The organism is Flavonifractor sp. An10 (genome assembly GCF_002161215.1).
Lineage (GTDB): Bacteria > Bacillota > Clostridia > Oscillospirales > Oscillospiraceae > Flavonifractor > Flavonifractor avistercoris.
On the sequence record NZ_NFMB01000003.1, the window covers coordinates 343,209 to 362,731 of the forward strand.

General features: G+C 57.7%; 15 protein-coding genes and 2 pseudogenes. 6 read left to right on the top strand and 11 right to left on the bottom strand.

From position 1 onward, the window contains the following. Window positions 1-60 precede the first annotated feature (60 nt). Window positions 61-1,761, top strand: a complete 1,701-nt coding sequence (locus B5E42_RS06920; RefSeq protein WP_242967048.1) for an ABC transporter ATP-binding protein — start codon at window positions 61-63, stop codon at window positions 1,759-1,761. Between the two features lie 300 nt (window positions 1,762-2,061). On the opposite strand, the gene tnpA is transcribed toward B5E42_RS06920, so the two are convergent. Next, window positions 2,062-2,538: an IS200/IS605 family transposase gene (gene tnpA / locus B5E42_RS06925; RefSeq protein ID WP_204244376.1), complete on the bottom strand. Its 477-nt coding sequence runs from the start codon at window positions 2,536-2,538 to the stop codon at window positions 2,062-2,064. Window positions 2,539-2,721: 183 nt separating this feature from the next. Further along, complete coding sequence (locus B5E42_RS06930; protein ID WP_087238005.1) at window positions 2,722-3,744, bottom strand: PDDEXK nuclease domain-containing protein; 1,023 nt, start codon at window positions 3,742-3,744, stop codon at window positions 2,722-2,724. A 324-nt stretch (window positions 3,745-4,068) separates the two neighbouring features. Here B5E42_RS06930 and B5E42_RS06935 point away from each other — a divergent pair, with 324 nt between their 5' ends. The 5 genes and pseudogenes from B5E42_RS06935 (at window position 4,069) to B5E42_RS06955 (ending at window position 7,969) form a co-directional block, all read left to right on the top strand. Beyond that, window positions 4,069-4,749, top strand: a complete 681-nt coding sequence (locus B5E42_RS06935) for a DUF3991 and toprim domain-containing protein (RefSeq protein ID WP_242967049.1) — start codon at window positions 4,069-4,071, stop codon at window positions 4,747-4,749. A gap of 127 nt (window positions 4,750-4,876) precedes the next feature. Further along, window positions 4,877-6,268 (top strand): annotated as a pseudogene (locus B5E42_RS06940) (type IV secretory system conjugative DNA transfer family protein); the annotation flags it as partial. Window positions 6,269-6,783: 515 nt separating this feature from the next. After that, a complete protein-coding gene (locus B5E42_RS18775; RefSeq protein WP_141242477.1) occupies window positions 6,784-7,122 on the top strand; it encodes a hypothetical protein in 339 nt (112 codons plus the stop codon). A 143-nt stretch (window positions 7,123-7,265) separates the two neighbouring features. Further along, a pseudogene (locus B5E42_RS06950) lies at window positions 7,266-7,709 on the top strand (TraM recognition domain-containing protein); the annotation flags it as partial. Further along, window positions 7,706-7,969 (top strand): helix-turn-helix domain-containing protein, encoded by a 264-nt coding sequence (locus tag B5E42_RS06955; protein WP_087238011.1) that lies wholly within the window; start codon window positions 7,706-7,708, stop codon window positions 7,967-7,969. The pseudogene B5E42_RS06950 and the gene B5E42_RS06955, both read left to right, overlap by 4 nt. 13 nt (window positions 7,970-7,982) lie before the next feature. On the opposite strand, the gene B5E42_RS06960 is transcribed toward B5E42_RS06955, so the two are convergent. The 9 genes from B5E42_RS06960 to B5E42_RS07000 all read right to left on the bottom strand — a co-directional run bounded on the left by B5E42_RS06960 (window position 7,983) and on the right by B5E42_RS07000 (window position 19,483). Next, complete coding sequence (locus B5E42_RS06960; protein ID WP_087238013.1) at window positions 7,983-8,513, bottom strand: biotin transporter BioY; 531 nt, start codon at window positions 8,511-8,513, stop codon at window positions 7,983-7,985. Between the two features lie 249 nt (window positions 8,514-8,762). Continuing rightward, on the bottom strand, window positions 8,763-10,151 hold the full coding sequence (locus B5E42_RS06965) for a solute carrier family 23 protein (RefSeq protein ID WP_087238015.1): 1,389 nt from the start codon (window positions 10,149-10,151) through the stop codon (window positions 8,763-8,765). A gap of 63 nt (window positions 10,152-10,214) precedes the next feature. Next, entirely contained in the window at window positions 10,215-11,693 is a 1,479-nt protein-coding gene (locus tag B5E42_RS06970; RefSeq protein WP_087238017.1) for an amidase family protein, read from the bottom strand. 5 nt (window positions 11,694-11,698) lie between these two features. Next, window positions 11,699-12,640, bottom strand: a complete 942-nt coding sequence (gene arcC / locus B5E42_RS06975; RefSeq protein WP_087238019.1) for a carbamate kinase — start codon at window positions 12,638-12,640, stop codon at window positions 11,699-11,701. A gap of 103 nt (window positions 12,641-12,743) precedes the next feature. Further along, window positions 12,744-13,952 (bottom strand): amidohydrolase family protein, encoded by a 1,209-nt coding sequence (locus B5E42_RS06980; protein ID WP_087238021.1) that lies wholly within the window; start codon window positions 13,950-13,952, stop codon window positions 12,744-12,746. Window positions 13,953-14,062: 110 nt separating this feature from the next. Next, window positions 14,063-15,298, bottom strand: coding sequence for an amidohydrolase family protein (locus B5E42_RS06985; RefSeq protein ID WP_162613921.1), 1,236 nt, complete (start codon window positions 15,296-15,298; stop codon window positions 14,063-14,065). Between the two features lie 14 nt (window positions 15,299-15,312). Next, entirely contained in the window at window positions 15,313-16,659 is a 1,347-nt protein-coding gene (locus B5E42_RS06990) for a solute carrier family 23 protein (protein ID WP_087238025.1), read from the bottom strand. Window positions 16,660-16,715: 56 nt separating this feature from the next. After that, window positions 16,716-18,122, bottom strand: coding sequence for an amidohydrolase family protein (locus B5E42_RS06995; RefSeq protein ID WP_087238027.1), 1,407 nt, complete (start codon window positions 18,120-18,122; stop codon window positions 16,716-16,718). A gap of 38 nt (window positions 18,123-18,160) precedes the next feature. Beyond that, window positions 18,161-19,483 carry a solute carrier family 23 protein gene (locus tag B5E42_RS07000; protein WP_162613922.1) on the bottom strand — a complete coding sequence of 441 codons (1,323 nt, stop codon included), beginning with the start codon at window positions 19,481-19,483 and terminating at the stop codon, window positions 18,161-18,163. Between the last annotated feature and the right edge of the window lie 40 nt (window positions 19,484-19,523).

The following is a 19,523-nucleotide window of genomic DNA, read 5'->3' on the forward strand; positions in this document are numbered from 1 at the left end:
CGGCGAAGTCTTCAGCAGCGATTCGGGCCCCACGCAAAGGCCAGGAACGGACGGGGCACCGTGCGCCGACTGCTGGCGCTCTATGCCCGGTGGAAAAGGGAACTTATTCTGGTGGTAGGCCTCACCGTGCTCTCCACCGTTGCATCCCTTGCAGTGCCCTATCTGCTGGGGCTGGCGGTGGACTGCTTCCGGGTGGGCGGAGTGGACAGAACTGCACTGGCGGCGCTACTGGTTCTCCTGGTGGGAGTGATAGCGGCACAGTGGCTTGGCAACTGGGGACGCCGCCGCTGGATGGAGATTATCTCCCAGAGAATGGTGACCCAAATCCGCCGGGATTGCTTTGCCAAATTGGGGAAGCTTCCCCTGTCCTACTTTGACCGACACCCCCACGGGGATACGATGAGCCGACTGGTCAGCGACGCCGACAATGTCAGCACCGTGGCCGCAGAGTCTGTGACGCAGCTGTTTTCCAGCTTGCTGACAGTGGCGGGCGCATTGACCATTATGGTCTTCCTCAGTCCTCTGCTCACATTGGTGGCGTTGGCAACGGTACCAGTGATCGCCCTGTGTACACGCCTCATCTCGCAGCGAAGCCGGACGCTCTACCGCAGGCAGGCCGATGAGCTGGGGCGCCTGAGCGGTCTGGTACAGGAGACGCTGTCCAACGGACGTACAGTCAAGCTCTACCACCGGCAGGCAGAGGTGCTGGAGCAATTTGACCATATAAACGAAGTGCTGTGCACCACCTCAGTAAAAGCACAGGTATGCGCCGGACTGCTCAGCCCCTTGGTAAATATGGTCAACCATTTGGGGTTTGCCCTGATTGCCTGTACCGGCGGTGTGCTGGCCCTTCACGGGGTGGTGCGGATTGGCCTGGTAGTAAGCTTTTTGGGCTATTCCCGGCAGTTAGGGCGGCCGCTTAACAGCATCGCAGCCCTTTTTTCCAGTATCCAGCAGGCCGTGGCTGGGGCGGAACGCCTCTTCGATATCCTGGATGAACCTGAGATGCCAGCAGATGCCCCTGAGGCCGTCTCTCCCCAAACGGTACGGGGAGAGGTGGCTTTTGAGGACGTCTCTTTTTCCTATGAGCCGGAGAAGTCCGTGCTGGAGCATGTGAGCCTCCGGGTTGAGGCCGGGGAAGTGGCTGCATTTGTGGGAGAGACCGGCGCGGGTAAGAGTACGCTGATCAATCTGTTGACCCGGGCCTATGAACCATCGGCAGGGGTAATCCGGCTGGACGGCATTCCTCTGGAGCAATACAGCCGCGCGAGCCTAGGCCGGTGCTTCTCTGTGGTGCTCCAGGATACGGCCTTTTTCCGGGGCACAGTATTGGAAAACCTGCGATATGCCCGGCCGGAGGCCACAAAGGACGAGGTTATGCAAGCGGCGAAGCTGGCCAACGCACACGGTTTTATTCAGCGCCTCCCGCAGGGATACGATACCATCATCTCAGGTGCAGCAGAGGAGCTTAGCCAAGGGCAGCGTCAGCTACTTGCAATCGCCCGGGCTCTGGTAAGCCAGGCGCCTATCCTGATTCTGGATGAGGCCACCAGCAACGTGGATACCACTACCGAGCGTCGTATCCAACAGGCAACCATGCGTCTGCTGAAGGGCCGAACCTGTTTCCTGATTGCGCACCGCCCCTCCACGATCCGCCGTGCCGACCGCATTTTTGTGGTGGGGAAGCAGGGAATCATGGAGTCCGGTACGTATGATGAGCTGATGAAAAAGCGTGGAGTTTATTGGAGCATGCTCCAATAAACCAATTGTTTTGAATATGGTTTATGACTGACACGCTGTGAGCTCTTTTGAACGTAGAGCCCATTTAATAGCACTTTTTGTCCTTTACGACGCAGATTTTGAAGTGGGGCTGACGTCTTAACACAGAGCAGAAAAAATCCAGGCGGAGCGGAGACCACATGACCTCTAGTCAAAACCTCCGGCTAAGCCGGAGGCTTGAGTAGGCCCTATAAGGGCCTGATACGGACGAAGCCCCTTAAGGGGCCCCGAAAGGTTTGCCGACTGCATTTCTTTCTCGGGCTACCCCTTAAGGGGTTCCTTTTATGCCTTCCTGTTCTCGCGACCCGTAAACGGGTCAACAAACTCTTTCAGGCCTATCTGGTCTGCTATTTGATCCGATGCCAGTTGGTTTCGGATATACTCTGCTATTTGCTTTTTATTCCGTCCCACTGTATCCACATAATATCCTCTGGCCCAAAAGTGCCGATTTCCATACTTATACTTCAAATTTGCATGCCGATCAAATATCATCAGACTACTTTTCCCTTTCAAATACCCCATAATCTGTGATACGCTGTACTTGGGTGGGATACTTATCAACATATGTATATGGTCTGGGCACGCTCTGGCTTCTATAATCTCTATGCCCTTTTGCTGACACAGTTTTCTTAATATTACTCCTATATCTTGTTTTATCTGACTATATATCTCCATCCTTCGATATTTGGGTGCAAATACGATGTGATATTGACACCTCCAACTTGTATGCTCTAAACTACTTATGTCTTTGTCTTTCACGATGAAGACCTCCCTGTTATCGTAGTTGTGTGGTCGGCAAACCACTTCTACCTTATCAGGGAGTTTTTTCTTTTTCTACTTTTCTCCTCGCTATAAGCTATTTTTTACCCCCGGCATAGCCGGGGGTTGCCTTTGGTGCCAGCAAAACTAGTGGGGCTCGGATCAGTCCGAGCCCCACTTCAACTATTCGTCCAATTTGTGAAAGGAGTCGAGTCGGAGCTCCCGCTTCAACTCATCTTCAGAGGGGAGATAGGTCTTGTACTTAGAGGTGAAGATTTGGGTGTTGTTTTCCGGCAGCGTATAGCGCACCACCGCGTCGTTCTTCTCTGCGCACAGCACAATGCCAATGGGCGGATTGTCCCCTTCATTCATCATCTCACGGGTGTAGTAGTTCACATACATCTGCATCTGGCCGATGTCCTGGTGGGTCAGGGTATCTGTTTTCAGGTCAATCAGTACAAAGCACTTGAGGATGTAGTTGTAAAACACCAGATCAATAAAGAAACTCTGCCCGTCCAGAGTAAACCGCTTCTGGCGGGAGACGAAGGAAAAACCGCGGCCCAGTTCCAGAAGAAACTGCTGGAGGTGATCGATAAGGGCCTGCTCCAGATCACTCTCATAGACATGGGTATCCGGCTGGATCTGAAGGAATTCCATGACATAGGGATCCTTGACGATCTTCTCATACTCAGGTTTGGGTTCTCTGCGCTGAATTTCCGCAGCGACGGATGCCTTGTCCTGGCTGGCCAGGATCCGCTGGTAATACATGGTGTTGATCTGGCGCTCCAGCTGACGCACACTCCAGGCCGATTTGGCACACTCCTCCGCATAGAACGCGCGTGCCTTCTCATCTGATACACGCATCAGCAGTCGGTAGTGTGACCAGCTCAATTCGCTCCACAGCGTGGAGCGAATCGGAAACGTGCAATAGAACTGGCGCATATTTCGGAGCCCCTGCACACTGAAGCCTTTTCCGAATTCAGCAGTCAGTTTTGCGGAGAGGTATTCTAAGAGCCTGCTTCCATACTCCGCCCGGTCATTTTCTCCACACGCTTTGTAGATCTGCTCTCCGATCTCCCAATAGGCGGTCACCATGGCGGAGTTGACCGCTTTGGCTACGGAGTGCTGGGCAGTCACAATGGAGCTGCGGATGGCGTGATAGGTCTGCTCTGGGCTGACGGCTAAAACTTCATTCTGATTGTTCATGGGCAGCCTCCTGGCACAGTCAAATTCTGTTTCTTTTATTTTACACAATCCAGGGAAAGACAGCAACCAAAACCGAGGTGATTTCTCACGGGAACCTATATTCACTATACCGACGAGCAGAAGGAGCGGGCCAACTCCGTTGACCTGGAGGAGTTCCTGCGGCGGCGGGGGGAGAAACTGCTCCGCTCCGGGCGGGAGTACCGGCTGGAGCGGCGGCACCGCATCACCGTTCGGGGCAGCGAGTGGTACGACCACGCCGCACGTCAGGGCGGCCATGCGGTCAGCTTCGTCCAGCACTACTACGGGACAACCTATCAGGAGGCCATGGAGCTCCTGTTGGGGAATGAATTGGGGGAGGCATATCCCGCCGCGCAGCCAAAGCGGGAGGAGCCGCCTAAGCCCTTTGCCCTTCCTCCGTCCCACACCGATATGCGTCGGGTGTACGCCTACCTGATGAAGCAGCGCCACATCAGCCGGGAGGTGATCACCCACTTCGCCCGGGCCGGCCTGCTATACGAAGATGCCCAATACCACAACTGTGTCTTTGTGGGCACGGATGAGCAGGGCGTCCCCCGCCACGCCCACAAGCGGAGCACCAACAGCCAGGGCAAGTCCTTCAAGGTCAACGCGGAGGGCAGCAGGCCCCAGTACAGCTTCCACCACGTGGGACAGGACGGCCTGCTCTATGTGTTCGAGGCGCCCGTCGACCTGTTATCCTTTCTGACGCTGTATCCGGGCCGTTGGCAGGAGCACAGCTATGTGGCCCTGTGCGGTACCAGCGGCCAGGCCATGCGCTGGATGTTGGAGCAGAACACCCACCTCCATGATGTGGTGCTCTGCTTGGATCACGACGAACCGGGACAGGCCGCCGCCAGGCGCCTTCAGGAAGAACTGCAGGGAGCAGGATACCACAGCGGTATCCTGCTCCCTGTGCATAAGGACTGGAACGACGACCTGGTGCAGGGTCAGACCATGGCCGGCCCCGCTATGGCCCAGAGTATGTAAGCCTATCCGGCGGTGGCTGGGAGCGCACCGCCCGCCAAGGGGGCGGTGCGCTCTGCCGCTGGACCGGGCCCCGGTTCATCCTGGACCACCAAGAAGGTCACACTGGAAGGTAGATCAAACACAGAGAATGACCAGAAAGAGGGAGATACACGTGAGTAACGATACCTGGATACTGATTCTCCTGCTGGCAGCAGTGTTCGGTGCCCTGGTAGCTATCACCGCCTTCTCCAACCGGGGCAGCCTGGACAGCATCAAGAGCAAGGACGTGGGCGACGGCCAGCACGGCACCGCCCGCTGGGCCACACCGGTGGAGGTGCGGAAGATCTTCCGCTCTGTACCCTTCCAGCCTGCGCTGTGGCGGAAGGGGGAGCAGCTCCCGGACGCGCAGGGGCTGGTGCTGGGCTGTATGGGAAAGATCCCGGCCCCGCCAGAGTTCTGTTTGCTCGGGAAAACCGTCCATCCGCCCATTCCGGAGAGACTGTGGAAGCACGGTGGGATCCGGGCCCTGGTGGACTGTGACGACATCCACTGCCTCATGATCGGTGCCTCTGGCGTGGGCAAGACCGCCTACTTCCTATACCCAAATCTGGAATATGCCTGCGCCAGCGGCATGAGCTTCCTAGCCCTGGACACGAAGGGGGATCTGTCGCGAAATTATGGCGGTATTGCCCGGGACTGCTATGGCTATCAGGTGTCCGTGGTGGATCTCCGCAATCCCACCCGCTCGGATGGCTACAACCTGCTCACCCTGATCAACCACTACATGGACGTGTGCCGGAAAGACCCGTCCAACCTGGCGGCCCGGGCCAAGGCAGAGAAGTACGCCAAAATCCTGTCCAAGACCATCATCAACCCGGAGGGGGAGAACTTCGCACAAAATCAATATTTTTACGACGCAGCAGAGGGTGTGCTCACTGCCGTGACCCTCCTGCTGGCGGAATATTTGCCGCCCAAACGGATTCACGGGGAGCTGCGGGAGCGGAGGCACATCGTGTCCGTGTTCAAGCTGGTGCAGGAGCTCCTGGCCCCCAGCATCCTGCCGGGCAAAAACGAGTTCCAGCTCCTCATGGACCGCCTGCCGGAGGAACACAAGGCCAAGTGGTTCTCCGGCTCCGCCCTCACCGCCGCCGAGCAATCCATGGCCTCCGTCATGTCCACCGTGCTCTCCCGGCTGAACACCTTCCTGGACTCGGAGCTGGAGCAGGTGCTCTGCTTCGACAGCGCCATGGACGCTGAGAGCTTTGCCTCACGGAAATCCGCTATCTTTCTGATACTTCCGGAGGAAGACAGCACCAAGAACTTCATGGCCGGGCTGATGATCCAGACCCTGAGCCGGGAACTGTTCTCCGTGGCGGATGAGCACGATGGGAAGCTGCCCAACCGGGTGGTGTTTTTCTGTGACGAGCTAGGAACCATGCCCGCCTTCGACATTCTGCCCCTGTTCTCTGCCGGCCGCTCCCGGCGGCTGACCCTGGTGCCCATCATCCAGTCCCTGGCCCAGTTGGAGAAGAACTACGGCGCGACTTGTTAGCCAACAACCACTATCCTATAGGACTAAATCCTATAGGCGACAGACCGTATAGTGTGAAAATGGCTGGGCAAAGTAATTTGCCTAACTGTAACCTTGATAGATGGAATGAGGGGGTAACGCCCTGAAACGTCTTCCCTGATACTCCGATTGGCGCTGCAAGACAGCACTTGTAGGGTCAAGAGCTCGGTGAAGTCGGCTGAATACACTCGCTGTATCGACAACAATCATATTGTATCGTTACGGCAAAAGCAAGCCAGAGGTGGCTGTGAGTGTTAGGCCGGGGGTCTACAAAATGCCTATGGTGAGAATGAATGAAAATTCTGACGAATATCCGAATGTACGGGTCTACATTTTTAGGAAGTCGAAAAGGCTTTTGAGCAATTTGCTCGTGTGTGGGGTAAAGTAAAAATCGTAGTTATGAAATACCCTATTCCGTTACAGGCGGAAGTAAGCACACAGGCTCACAGGATACACCTAAGGGCATATATGCAAAGATAGAGGTTATGGAACAAGGGAAGGTTAGAACACAGAAAATGAGTGCTGTCTCAGTGTTAGCAGGGAAACTCTATGACATAACCTGCTTTTATCTAACTGAAAGCGGTGGCACGACTGATGAAGTTGCTGTAATGGCAATGGAGGAACAGCCACCAGTCAAATCTGAAGAAAGGCAAATAAAACTACATTATAGCAATTTGGTACTGGTAACAACTGATGTTCATCGGCTGCTTCACGCAGCAAAGCCAGAAACGATAAGGGCTTATATGGACATGCTTAAGCCAGATAAAAAGCAGATGGCTAAGATCAATCGTCTCAGAAAAATGCTCGACCTACCCTGTATTTAACAGAAAATTGTGTTTAGTTTCAGGTGTAGTTTAAGTTGCAAAATTCAGTTTTGATGGAACGCCGTGTGCGGGGAAACCTGCTTGCACGGTGTGGAGTGGGGGAAAAGTTGGAGATGACATCAAAGACTTACCTATCACTATGTAAAGAAGGGGCGGAAATCATCATGGACAATGTGCAGGACACTATCTTCGGCGGCTTTGCCCCTAACAGCCAGACCGCCGAGGTGCTCTCCAAGGCCCTGGGCAGCCGCACCGTCATGAGCGGCTCCATCTCCAGGGGGAAGGGTGAGACCAGCCAGAGCCTGCAGATGATTGAGAGGCCTCTCATGACCCCGGATGAGCTCAAGTCCATCCCCAAGGGCCACTTCATCGTCATGAAAACAGGCACCCACCCCATGCAGACCCGCCTGCGGCTGTTCCTGGAGTGGGGGATCACCTTTGGGGAGCCCTACCAGGTGCCCCAGCGGGCCGCCCGGAAGGTCTACTACGCCAGCAAGGCGGAGCTGACCAGAGCCATCTGCCGGGCGTTTCCCCTCCGGACAGGGGGTGCTGATTACCGTACAGGGAAGGAGAAGGGCAATAAATGAGCTATTTTAACGAGATCTACAATGACCCGGAACTGAGCGCCAGGGCCAAGCAGGTGCTGGTCTACCTTCACGACCGGGCAAACAAGGACGGCGAGAGCTGGTACGCCATTGGCACCATGGCAAAAGATCTAAGTCTCTCTCGCTCCACGATAAAGAGGGCCCTGGAGTTGATCCGCCAGGGCCGGGTGGAGAAAAGGGCAAGATACCGAGGGAATGGAGGATGCACTTCCAATCTGTGCATACTCCTGGAGGTGAAGTAGAATAAGTAATGTTTTAGCGGCTTTTGGCCAGAACGGGGGCCAGCCTCTTACGCAAGGACCAGGCCAGGATCAGCTTTGCGGTATCGGGTAGAAGGAAAGGAATCACACATGTACTCAGTACAGCTGGCAATCCCGCAGCACCACCAGCATACCCCAGAGCATACCACACTGAACCGAACAGATAACACAGACCCTGTCCCACAAGGGCAGAGGCCAGAAATACCGGCTGAGAAGTGCCAAGGGCAATCTCTGCCAGCCATACCACCAGAGTAGTGAGCAAGAAGCCTAGCAGATAACCGCCAGTGGCACCTAGCAGGACACCGATTCCCCCGGAAAAGCCGGCAAATACCGGTAGACCCACCGCGCCAAGCAGCAGATATGTTCCCACCGCAATTGTGCCCATCTTGCCACCGAGCAGAGCGGGGGCAAGAAAGACAGCGAAGGTCTGGAGGGTGAAGGGCACCGGCGCAGGGATGGATATCCAGGAACAAATTGCCATGAGGGCGGCGAAAAGAGCCACCCGAGACAGATTACGGGCAGGCATTGCAAATCTTCTTCAATTGTAAACTTTAGATATATTTTAGTTTACAGCAAAACACAAATAGCAAGATACGGTATTATGAGAGGAAAGATACTCATCATTCAGAAATCTGTGGCAGCATCAGATCGCCACACCCGATGTACACGCAGCCGGGCCTGTGTGGCTAACACACAGGCCCGGGCTGGTACGATATCTGTTTGGTGCAGACCTCCGCAAGCTTCCCGCAGTTTTCAATAAAACTGCATTGCCTTTTTAGCTTGCTTTCTCTTCTTTCTTATCCTTCAGGATGATGTTCAGAATAATGTTCAGACCGACACCAAAAATCACCGCCAGAAACACGTTGGAAGTGCACACCATGTTCAGGAAGGGCGGCAGAGAGCTGGCCCACTCCGCATAGGTAGAGCTGCAGTGATATGGGAGCATAACCGCCAGAGAAAGCGTGGTTCCGGCAATGATCGTGTTCCTCAGTGTTCTGGGGGAGGACACGATTGTGTCAATCCCGGAGAACATGATGGAAGCCGCTGTAATCAGGAAAACCGCGCCGATGATCGGCTTGGGGATTCCCGCCAGTACATACGCCATCTTGGGGCACAGACCGTACAGCAAAAACAGGATTCCCGCAACCTGTGTCACACGTCGGGAGGCCACGCCGGTGGCAGCCACAATGCCGATATTCTGGGTATAGGAGGTGCAGGGCAGGGCGCCGAAGAAGGCGGTGATCACACAGCCCAGGCCCTCGGCCATAATACCCCGGTCGATATGTTTGACCCGATAGACCTCTTTACAGGCGGAGCAGGTGGCGCCATAGTCGCCGACTGACTCAAAAATCGAGCCGATGTACCCGGAGAAGCCGCCGAGGATTGCGGCTCCGACAAACGCGACCAGCTGGCCGGACTCCCCGGACGGATTTGGCATATCCCGGAAGGGAAACAGCTGAGGCAGGGCAAACCAGGGTGCCTCCTGAACCGCTTTCCAGTCGAAGAGCCCCAAAGCAGACGCGCCGACAACCCCAACGAGAACCACACTGATGAGGATAAAGCCCTGAGAGACGATGCCTCTCCCCAAGAATTTCAGCAGCAGCGCCAGAATAAAGGCGATGACGGCCAGGATCATATAGACCGGCTCTGTGTTGGAAAAGGTCCACTGCACGGCAATCCTGGCAGCCACAAACCCGATAGAGGTGACCACCGAACCCAATACCACCGGAGGCAGAAACTTCCGGATTTTGCTGATCACACGGGTCGCGCCCAGCAGGAATTCCAGGAAGCCGCCCACCAGGATGGAGCCCCAGGTGGCCGGAAGCCCGTACACACCGGCAATGCTCCCCATGGAGGACATCAGCGAGGACGACGTGCCCTGTACAATGGGGAGCCGGTTTCCAATGGTGGTCTGCAGGAAGGTGCAGATACCCATGCAGAAAAAGCAGGCACTCAGCATTGTGGCCGTAAAGCTGGCGGACTGGATACCGGCAAGGGATGCAAAACCGCTGACCCACATAAACGGTGTGAAATCCACCAGTGTGATCTGCAGGGCAAAATACCAGCTCTTCCACCAGGGTTTTGGAACATCCTCAATCCCGATGGTCACTTCAATGTTGGATTCCGGCTGTTCATCAAAGATGGGCTGTTCTGGTTGATACATGTTCTTTCCTCCTATCTGCATACCGCAGGCAGGGAGCGGCGGAGGCTCACCAAAGGCGGGAAATCAGGGAAGCTCCGGTGCCGACTGCGGCGGACGGCGGAGCCGAGATACCTGTTCGAAGGAATAGGCGATGGCAATCAGGACGGGCTCGCTGAAGGGCCGGCCGATAATCTCCATGCCCACCGGTACGCCGATGGGGGCAGTTCCGCTGGGGGCAAACCCGGCGGGCACCACAACAGAGGGGAACCCAGTCACCGAGCAGAGCACGCCGTTGCGCTGCTGCTGGGATTCGCCTATTTTGCACACCAGTTGCTGCTGGTGAGGATACACGATGGCGTCCAGCCGCAACTCTGCCATGAGGCCCATCACCTGATCCCGCACTCTGTCCTGGAGCAGTCGCTTCCGGTTGTATTCCGGTGTGTCGACCTCCTTCTCCTCTGCCTCCAGCAAGTGCTGCCGGAGGGCCGGGTGATACTTGCCGCTGGCCACCACCTCCTCCAGAGAGTGGACGGGGGCGGAATCCCCCTGCTGGGCCAGGTAGTGGTTTAGATCGTGCTTGAAGTCGTCCAGGTGGACGCTGACATGCCCGGTCAGCCAGGCGGAGTCGATGGACTCCCGGATGGAGATCAGCTCTGCTCCTCCCTCTTCAAAATAGCGGAGGGCGGGCCGGACCACCCGGTTGACCGCCTCATTGGCGGGCTGGGTGCCGAAGAAGCTCTCCAGCACGCCGATGCGCTTCCCCCGCATCCCATCCGGGTCCAGGAAGGGGAGGTAGCTCTCCGGCTTACGGCCCACACACCAGGCGGTCCTGGGATCCGCATGGTCATAGCCCGCGATCACGTCCAGCGTCCGCACGGCGTCCTCCACCGTGCGGCAGATGGGGCCAGCGGTGTCCTGGGTCATGCTGTAGGGTACGATGCCATCCCGGCTGACCAGCCCCAGGGTGGGCCGGATGCCTACCAGGCTGTTGGCGGAGGAGGGGCTGCGGATGGAGTTGATGGTGTCGGTGCCGATGCCAATGAGGCCCATATTGGCGGCAATGGCTGCCCCGGTGCCTCCAGAGGAACCGCCTGGCGTCCGGGTCAGGTCGTAGGGATTTCGGGTCTGCCCCAGGATGGAGCTGATTGTCTCCCCCCAGATGGCGAACTCATGCAGATTGGTCTTGGCCAGGATCAGGGCTCCGGCCTGGCGCAGGCGTTTGGTGAGGAAAGCATCCTCCCGGGGGACAAAGCCCTCTAGGGCGCGGGAGCCAGCTGTGGTAGGCATATCGCAGGTGCCCACGTTGTCCTTCAGCAGGACGGGGACGCCGTGCAGGGGGCCGGAGAGGGCCCCCGTCTCCCGGAGCACCCGATCCAGCCGATCCGCCTCCTCCAGCGCCCGTGGGTTGACGGCAATGATGGCGTTGAGGGCGGGCCCCTGTTGATCATAGGCCTCCATGCGCGCCAGATAGGCCTCTGTCAGTTCTCGGCAGGTCAGCTTTCCCTCCAGCATGGCCTGCTGAACCTGGCGGATGGTACATTCCATGATGGGAAATGTGGTCATATCACTCAACTCCCAATTCTGGTTCCGGTCTTGCCCTGGATTCCGTCCTTGGCCTTTTCCAACAGAGTGATCAGGGCACTGCGTCCCTGGCCGGACTCGGCGAACTGGAGGGCGGCCTCCACCTTGGGCAGCATGGAGCCTGGGGCGAAGTGCCCCTCGGCGATATAGGTTCTGGCCTCATCCGGAGTCATGGAATCCAGCCACTTCTCCTGGGGGGTGCCGAAGTGGATGGCCACCTTCTCCACTGCCGTAAGGATGACCAGGAAGTCGGCCTCCAGCTCCTGGGCCAGGCGGCAGGAGGCGAAGTCCTTGTCAATGATAGCCTCCACACCCTCCAGGTTGCCCTCCTCTGTCCGAACCACCGGGATCCCACCGCCGCCGCAGGCGATCACAATCTGCCCCGCCTGCACCAGGTCACGGATGGCGGGCAGCTCCACAATGGAGGCGGGCTGGGGGGAGGGCACCACCCGGCGCAGGCCCCGGCCGGCGTCCTCCGCGTAGGTAAAGCCCCGCTCCGCGATGAGGCGGTCGGCCTCCTCCCGGCTCACATAGGTGCCGATGGGCTTGGTGGGGTTTTGGAACGCCGGGTCAGCCCGATCCACCACCACATGGGTGAGTACAGTGCTGACCTCCTTGGCAATCTCCCGCCGGGCCAGCTCGTCCCGGATGGCGATCTGCAGATCGTGGCCGATGTAGCCCTGGCTCATGGCGCAACAGATGGACAGGGGGCAGAGGGTGTACTTGTCCGGCTCCTGCTTATGAAGTGCGGTCATTGCCTTCTGGATCATGCCCACCTGGGGGCCGTTGCCGTGGGCGACGATGACCTCGTGGCCCTCGGCCGCTAGATCCACGATAGCCTTGGCGGTATTGCGCACCGCCTCCCGCTGTTCCTGATAGTTATTCCCCAGGGCGTTGCCGCCCAGGGCGATGACAATTCGTTTTCCCATTTTTGGCTCCTCCTGTCAAAATATCGGGCGATGAACGGCGGCGGCCCGCCGGCGGGGACGGGCTGTTCCCGGGCGGGCCGCCGATGCACGCGGTTAGATGGAATCAATCTCTCAGGGTGACGTCCACGCCGTCCTTGATGACGCAGACCGGAGGACGGTGGTGCCAGATGGCGTGGTAGACGTCCTCCTCGTCCAGGATCACCAGGTCGGCGTTGCCGCCCACCTCCAGCTTGTGGCCCTGCATGCCCAGCACCCTGGCGGCGCTGGTGGTCACCATGTCGTAGAGCAACTCCATGTCGGCAAAGGTGGTCATCCAGAGCAGGTGGCTGGCCAGGAAGGCGATCTGCAGCATGTTGCACTCACCGAAGGGGTAGTAGGCGTCGGCCACGTCGTCCTGGCCCAGGGCCACGGGGACGCCGGCGGCCAGCAGATCCCGGACGCGGGCGTGGAGGGGGCCGGTGTGGGGGTCGGACACCAGGCCGACGCCCGCCTGCTTCATGAGGGCCACCAGCTTGCGGAAATAGTTCTCGTTGTAGAGCTCCATGGCACGGCAGTGCTGGGCGGTCACCCGGCCCTGCCAGCCCATCTCAATGGACTTTTTACACAGCATCTCCAGGGTGCGCTCACCGGGGTCGCCCACGTCGTCCAGCAGCATGGAGATGTTCTTGTCGAACTCCTTGGCGATGGCGCACATCTTGTCCACATGGGACTGCTCCAGCTCCTCGGTGTACTCCATCCAGGGGATGCCGCCGATCACGTCCACCCCCATCTCCGCCGCCTGGCGCACCAGCTCCTCGGTGCCGGGCTCACGGATCACGCCGTCCTGGGGGAAGGCAACCACCTGCAGCTCCACCTTGCCCTTGAACTCCTCCCGGGCCTTCAGCAGGGCCTTCACACCCTCCAGCCGGGCCTTGGAGTCCACGTCGGCAAAGGCGCGGATGTGGGTGTTGCCATGCTTCAGCGCCATCCGGCACACCTTGCGGACGTTCTCGATAATCCACTTCTCGTCGTAGCAGGCCTTGAAGTCGGCGGCCCGCTCGATGGCGGTCATGGCGCCGCCCATGCCGCCGGTGTGGTACTCGCCCAGGGCCTCCTGCCCGGCCATCTCCAGGGTGAACACCTTGTCCAGGTGCAGGTGGCCGTTGACAAAGGACTCGGTCACCAGGCAGCCCTTGGCGTCGATGGTCTGGGCCGCGTCGGTGGAGAGGTTCTTTCCGATGTCGGCGATCTTACCCGCCCGGATGCCGATGTCCACGGTCTCCTTGCCGGAGGCGCGGGTCTTGGCATTGGTAATCAGAATGTCATAGGTCATATGTGTTTTCCTTCTTTCTATTGTCATAAATAATTCATGTGAAATATGGAGATGGCAACAGTTTTTATGCCCAGGTTGGTAGTAGGTGTGCCGTTACAAGTCGCTTAGATTTAGATAAAGAGCTTCGTTTCCCTCTCTGTCTGCGCAACCACCTTGCCCTTGCGTATCACATACAGCCGGTCGGAGTCCAGCCGAATCGCTTCTCGCACATCCGTGGCATCCAAGATTACGAGGTTAGCATTTTTCCCGATTTCCAGGCCGTAATCTTCCAGTCCCAGGATCTTTGCAGCATCCACTGTGATCATATCGTAAAGTTTTTCGATCTCGTCTGGTGCGGTCATCTGCGCGGCATGGCCGGTCAGGTTGGCAAGCTGGAGCGAATTGGCTGCTCCAAAGGGATAAAATGTATCGTTCAGATTGTCCTGTCCAAAGCAGACAGTCACTCCGGCTGCCAGAAGTTCCTTCACTCTGGTAATGCCGCGGCGGATGGGCTGTTTGTCGTTGCGGCCTTCCAGAACCAGGTTGGTAGGCGGATTCGTTATAATCCTCATACCAGCCTTGGCAACCTTTTCAATCACATAGGAGGCATAGTGGTCATCATACGCCGCCAAGGCGCAGGTATGTCCGGCGGTGACCCGACCGATGTAGCCGCGCTTCAGCGCTTCGTCTGCCACCATCTCCAGGGTGCGGTAAAAGGGATCATCCGTTTCATCGACATGCATATCCACGTCCGCATCATATTTTTCCGCCAGGTCAAAGCAGAATTTGACGTGTTCCCTGGAATCATCCGGCGAATTTTCGTTAGCAGGCATTCCTCCGACAACGTCGGCGCCCCGTTTCATGGCCTCTTCCATAAGTTCCTTAGCCATCGGGCATTTGATCAGACCAACCTGGGGGAAGGCTACGATTTGGATGTCACAGACGCCCTTATACTTTTCTTTTAACGCGGCAACGCCGTCATAGGTAACAATACCCGCCACATCATCCAAATCAATATGAGATCGGATGTTCAGGGTACCATTTACAATTGCACGATTGACCACATCGCTGCCCCGCTTCACGATACGCTCAACGGAGTAGTTTTTCTTTGCAATTGCCTGGATGTCAATAGCATCCTGTAAAGTGACCACCTTTGCATCCGGCATCTCATCCAGCACGTTGTTTTTGTCCAGGTGAATATGAGGCTCAATGAAGCTCGAGGTGACCAAACGGCCTTCGGCATCAACCACGGTGTCCGCTTCACAGAGAACCCGCTTTCCGATTTCCTTGATTTTCCCATCATCCACCGCTACATCCATCAAATCACTCTGATTGCGTAGCTTGGCATTTTTGATCAGCATTTGCATCATTGATTCCCCCTTCAGTCTTTTTCGCCCTGGCCCTGGTAGATGTAGTCGTTACCAGGGAGGATCAGATTCAGGACAATACCGACAAAAGCAGATACAGCCAGTCCGCCAAATTCAAAGCTGCCGATAATCAGCGGATGGGCCTCGAAGCCCAAACCGAAAATCAAGATAATTGCCATCAGCAGCATATTCCGGGGATTCGACAGATTCACCTTTTCCTCCATGAGCGTGGAAACACCGGAAACGACAATAGTACCATAAAGGATGGTGGAAATACCTCCCAAAATCGAGGCGGGGATCGTGTTGATAAACGCATCAAACACGCCGAAGAAGGACAGCAGGATGGAAAAGATGCCGGCGATGAGTGTAGTTCTAGCATCATAGACTTTCGTCATGGAGACAACGCCGGTATTCTCGGAATAGGTCGTGTTTGCAAAGCCGCCCAGCAGACCGGCAACAGAAGTTCCGACGCCGTCGCCGATCAGACTGCGGTGCAGACCGGGATCAACGATGAAGTTGCGCTTACAGGCTGCGCCCACAGCGGCGGTCACGCCTACGGTGTTGACCACACCGGCGAGGGAAACAATCATAAATGTGATCACCGCATTTGCTGCCACGTTGAAGTCAAATTCCGCGCCGCCGGTCAGGAAGGAGAGCGGTGAAGATGACATGAACGGGGGAACTCGGAAAATTTCGACCTGTCCAAACGCAGAAAAGTCAATCCAGGTGAGCCCGAGAAAATCAGGATCGATCAGGGTGACAATGGCACCCACAGCGTAAGATACCGCAACTGCCAGCAGAACAGGAAGCAGCTTGATCATGCCCTTGCCGAAAAGATTTACCACAAACATTGTGATAATTGCAATTCCGGCGAGGACCCAGTTGGTGGAGCAATCCGCCACGCCTGTATCTGCCAGCACCAGCGCCAGCAGCATGACACAGGGAGCGGTGACAACCGGCGGGAAAATGCGCATGATTCTTGCGGTGCCAAGCTGTTTGACAAAAAAGGCCACAACCAGGTAAATTAAACCTGCAAAGAAGGTACCCAGAGCAACATAGGGAAGAAGAGCACCTTCCCCATTCGCGATAGAAAGCGCGGCGCTGATAAACGCAAAGGATGACCCAAGGAATACCGGCATCTTTTTCTTCGTAATGAAGAAATACAGGACGGTACCCAATCCGCAGCTGAACAATGTCACAGAAACACTGAAGCCAGTTAGCAGAGGAACCAAAACAGTTGCGCCGAACATGGCGAATACGTGCTGGCAGCCCAGGAGCAGCATTTTTGCCATTCCAAGCTGTTTGAATCCGTCGCGGATACCATCTTCCGGAATTTCAACATGCGTTGTTGACTTAACCATTTGGCCGACCTCCTAATATAAATTGGGGGAGTGCTTTGGTCTTTTGTCAAATTATTTCAGCACAGATCCGCCTTCAGCCCCTCAATGCGCGCGGAGGCCCGGGTCAGCAGCTCACGGCCCACCTGGGTGACGTACTGGCGCTTCTCTTCCTCATTGACCTTGGTCAAATGGCCCTTATGCACCACCAGCTCACCGTTGACCACGACCTCCTCCACCATGCGGGCGTCACCACTTAGGACAATGCAGTCCACCGGGTCGTTGCAGCCGCCGGCATACTGGAGCTGGCTCCAGTTCATGAGGGTAAAGTCGGCGGCCATGCCGGGGGCCAGGTAGCCGATGTCGTCACGATTGAGCACCTTGGCCCCGCCGGCGGTAGCCAGATAGAGCACGTCCTCAGCGTTGGCGGAGTTGTCACCCCAACTCAGACGGTTGAGCAGGTAAGATACCCGGATCTCCTCCATCATGTTGGCCGAGTTGCTGCTGGCCGCACCGTCCACGCCGATGCCGAAGCGGGTGACGCCGGCCCGCAGGAAATCGGGCACCCGGCAGGAGCCGGAGCTGAGATACATGTTGGAGATGGGGCAGGTGGAAATTCCGGTGTTGGTCTTGGCCATCAGCTCCACCTCCTCGTCGTTCAGGTGGATGCAGTGGGCATAGTAGAACCGGTCGCCCAGCATGTCGTGGCGGCGGAACCACTCCACCGGCCGGCATCCAAAGTGCTCGATGGTGTACTCTACCTCGTGCTGGCTCTCGGCCAGGTGGCCGTGAACCATGATGTCCAGCTTCTCCGCCAGATCCACCGTGGCCCGGACGATCTCCTCGGTCTCATACTGGGCGATGCTGGGGCCGATGCCCACCTGGCACATGGAGAATCGGGAGGGGTCGTGGTATTTCTTGACCAGACGCTCGGCGTCGGCCATGACGCCCTCGGTGGTGTCCACCACCTCGGGGGGAACAATGTCGCTGGTCACTGAGTGGTAGGCCCGCACCGGGTGGAAGCGGATACCCAGTTCCCGGGCGGCCTCAATCTCCGCGTCTACCAGGCCGGTGACCCCCACAGGGTGGGGATACCACAGGTCGTTGGAGGTAGTCACGCCGGTTTTCAGGCCGTCACCAAGACTGGCATAGATACCGGCCCGCGCCACATCGGTGTTGAGATCCTTGTAGATCTCGTACATGGTGGTAAGCCACGGCTCCAGCCGCAGGCCCTGGGTAGCCTTGATGTTGCGGATCAGTGTCTGCCAGGTGTGGTGGTGGGTATTGACAAAGCCGGGGAGGATCACGCGCCCGCTGGCATCCACCACCTCGTCAATCTCCACCGTGCCGGCCAAGCTCTTTTCCAGATCCGTGCCGACGGCCTTGATCTGATTCCCCTCGATGAGCAGGTCACCGTGGCGGTAACGGGTACGCGCCTCGTCCATGGTGATGATCCAATCTGCGTTCTTATACAAAGTACGTTTCATATCTGTGTTTTCCCTCCTATCCGCTGGCTGCGGCTGGCTTACTGATTGGCGGCCTCCGCCTTCTCCTCCTTGTCCTCCCGGAGGATCAGGCTGAGCACGACCGCGGTGATGGCCGTTCCGGGCACGCCGCTGAGGATGGTGGACACCCAGAAGGGGAAGGCGGCCAGGGCGTTGGCGGTCATGCTAAAGCCGATGCCCACGGCCAGGGAGGCGCCCACGATGGTGGTGGTGCGGGGGGTGAGCTTGCTGCTCATGATCACGGTCATGCCGGACACCAGGATGGTGCCGAAAGCAGTCAGGGCCACGCCGCCCAGCACGGGCTCAGGAATGGCGGAGAACACGGCGCACAGCTTGGGGCACAGGCCGCACAGGGCAACCACGACGCCGGCGATGGCGGTAATATAGCGGCTGGTGACGCCGGAGACGCCGCACAGGCCGATGTTGGCACTGCCGGAGATCACGGGCACATTGTTGAACAGGGTGGAGAGAATGCTGCCGATACCCTGAGCCAGGATGCCGCCACGGGTCTCCTTGCTGTTGGCCAGGCGGTTCTGGGCCAGCATGGCCGCCGTGGCCTGGTCGCCCATGAGCTCTACCAGCGCGAAGAAGCAGAGCACTGTGATGGTAACCGTGGGGCCAAGCTCAAATTCCAGGCCGAAGTGCAGGGGCTGGGGGGCGCGGAGCCAGGGCTCACTGGCGATGCCGGAGAGATCCAGTTTCCCAAAAGCGGCGGCCACACAGGACATGATCACAATGGCGATGAGGGGAGACGCCTTGGAGAGGAAATTCTTCCGGCCGTAGTGGTTCAGCACCAGCATGATGATAATCGTGCCTGCGGCCAGGAGGAGATTGATGGGATCGCCGTAGTCGGCGGAGCCGTCCCCGCCGGCGCAGTAGCCGATGCCCACGCCGCAGAGGCTCAGGCCCAGGGCGGTGACCACGGAGCCGGTGATATAGGGCTTGAACAGGTTGGACAGCTGCTTATGGAACGCGGTCCACAGCACCACCGTCACGATGCTGCCCACCAGGCAGGCGCCTGTATAGACCCCCAAGCCGTATTGAGCGCCCAGGGCGATGCCGGGGGCCACGAACACGAAGCTGCACTCCAGGGGGATGGGCAGCCGGGCGCCCACCGGGCCGAAGCCGATGGTCTGGATAATGGTGGCAATACCGGTGACCAGCAGACAGCCGGCCACCAGGATGGTGATCTCTGACGCGCTCAGGCCCACGCCGCTGCCGATGAGCAGGGGCACAGGCAGTACGTTGAATACCAGAACGACAATCTGCTGGAGGCTGAGGGGGATGGACTCGCCGACGGGCGGGCACTCGTTCAGCGTGTATCCGGTTGGGATCTTTTTCACAGGGTTTTCCTCCATTTCTCTCTAATTTCTGGCGTTTGCA

Bases quoted from the DNA above. Each gene is read 5' to 3' on its own strand.
- B5E42_RS06930 (WP_087238005.1), bottom strand. From the start codon at position 3,744: ATGAACAATCAGAATGAAGTTTTAGCCGTCAGCCCAGAGCAGACCTAT.
- B5E42_RS06935 (WP_242967049.1), top strand. From the start codon at position 4,069: ATGGAGCTCCTGTTGGGGAATGAATTGGGGGAGGCATATCCCGCCGCG.
- B5E42_RS18775 (WP_141242477.1), top strand. From the start codon at position 6,784: ATGGAACAAGGGAAGGTTAGAACACAGAAAATGAGTGCTGTCTCAGTG.
- B5E42_RS06955 (WP_087238011.1), top strand. From the start codon at position 7,706: ATGAGCTATTTTAACGAGATCTACAATGACCCGGAACTGAGCGCCAGG.
- B5E42_RS06960 (WP_087238013.1), bottom strand. From the start codon at position 8,513: ATGCCTGCCCGTAATCTGTCTCGGGTGGCTCTTTTCGCCGCCCTCATG.
- B5E42_RS06965 (WP_087238015.1), bottom strand. From the start codon at position 10,151: ATGTATCAACCAGAACAGCCCATCTTTGATGAACAGCCGGAATCCAAC.
- B5E42_RS06970 (WP_087238017.1), bottom strand. From the start codon at position 11,693: ATGACCACATTTCCCATCATGGAATGTACCATCCGCCAGGTTCAGCAG.
- arcC (WP_087238019.1), bottom strand. From the start codon at position 12,640: ATGGGAAAACGAATTGTCATCGCCCTGGGCGGCAACGCCCTGGGGAAT.
- B5E42_RS06980 (WP_087238021.1), bottom strand. From the start codon at position 13,952: ATGACCTATGACATTCTGATTACCAATGCCAAGACCCGCGCCTCCGGC.
- B5E42_RS06985 (WP_162613921.1), bottom strand. From the start codon at position 15,298: ATGCAAATGCTGATCAAAAATGCCAAGCTACGCAATCAGAGTGATTTG.
- B5E42_RS06990 (WP_087238025.1), bottom strand. From the start codon at position 16,659: ATGGTTAAGTCAACAACGCATGTTGAAATTCCGGAAGATGGTATCCGC.
- B5E42_RS06995 (WP_087238027.1), bottom strand. From the start codon at position 18,122: ATGAAACGTACTTTGTATAAGAACGCAGATTGGATCATCACCATGGAC.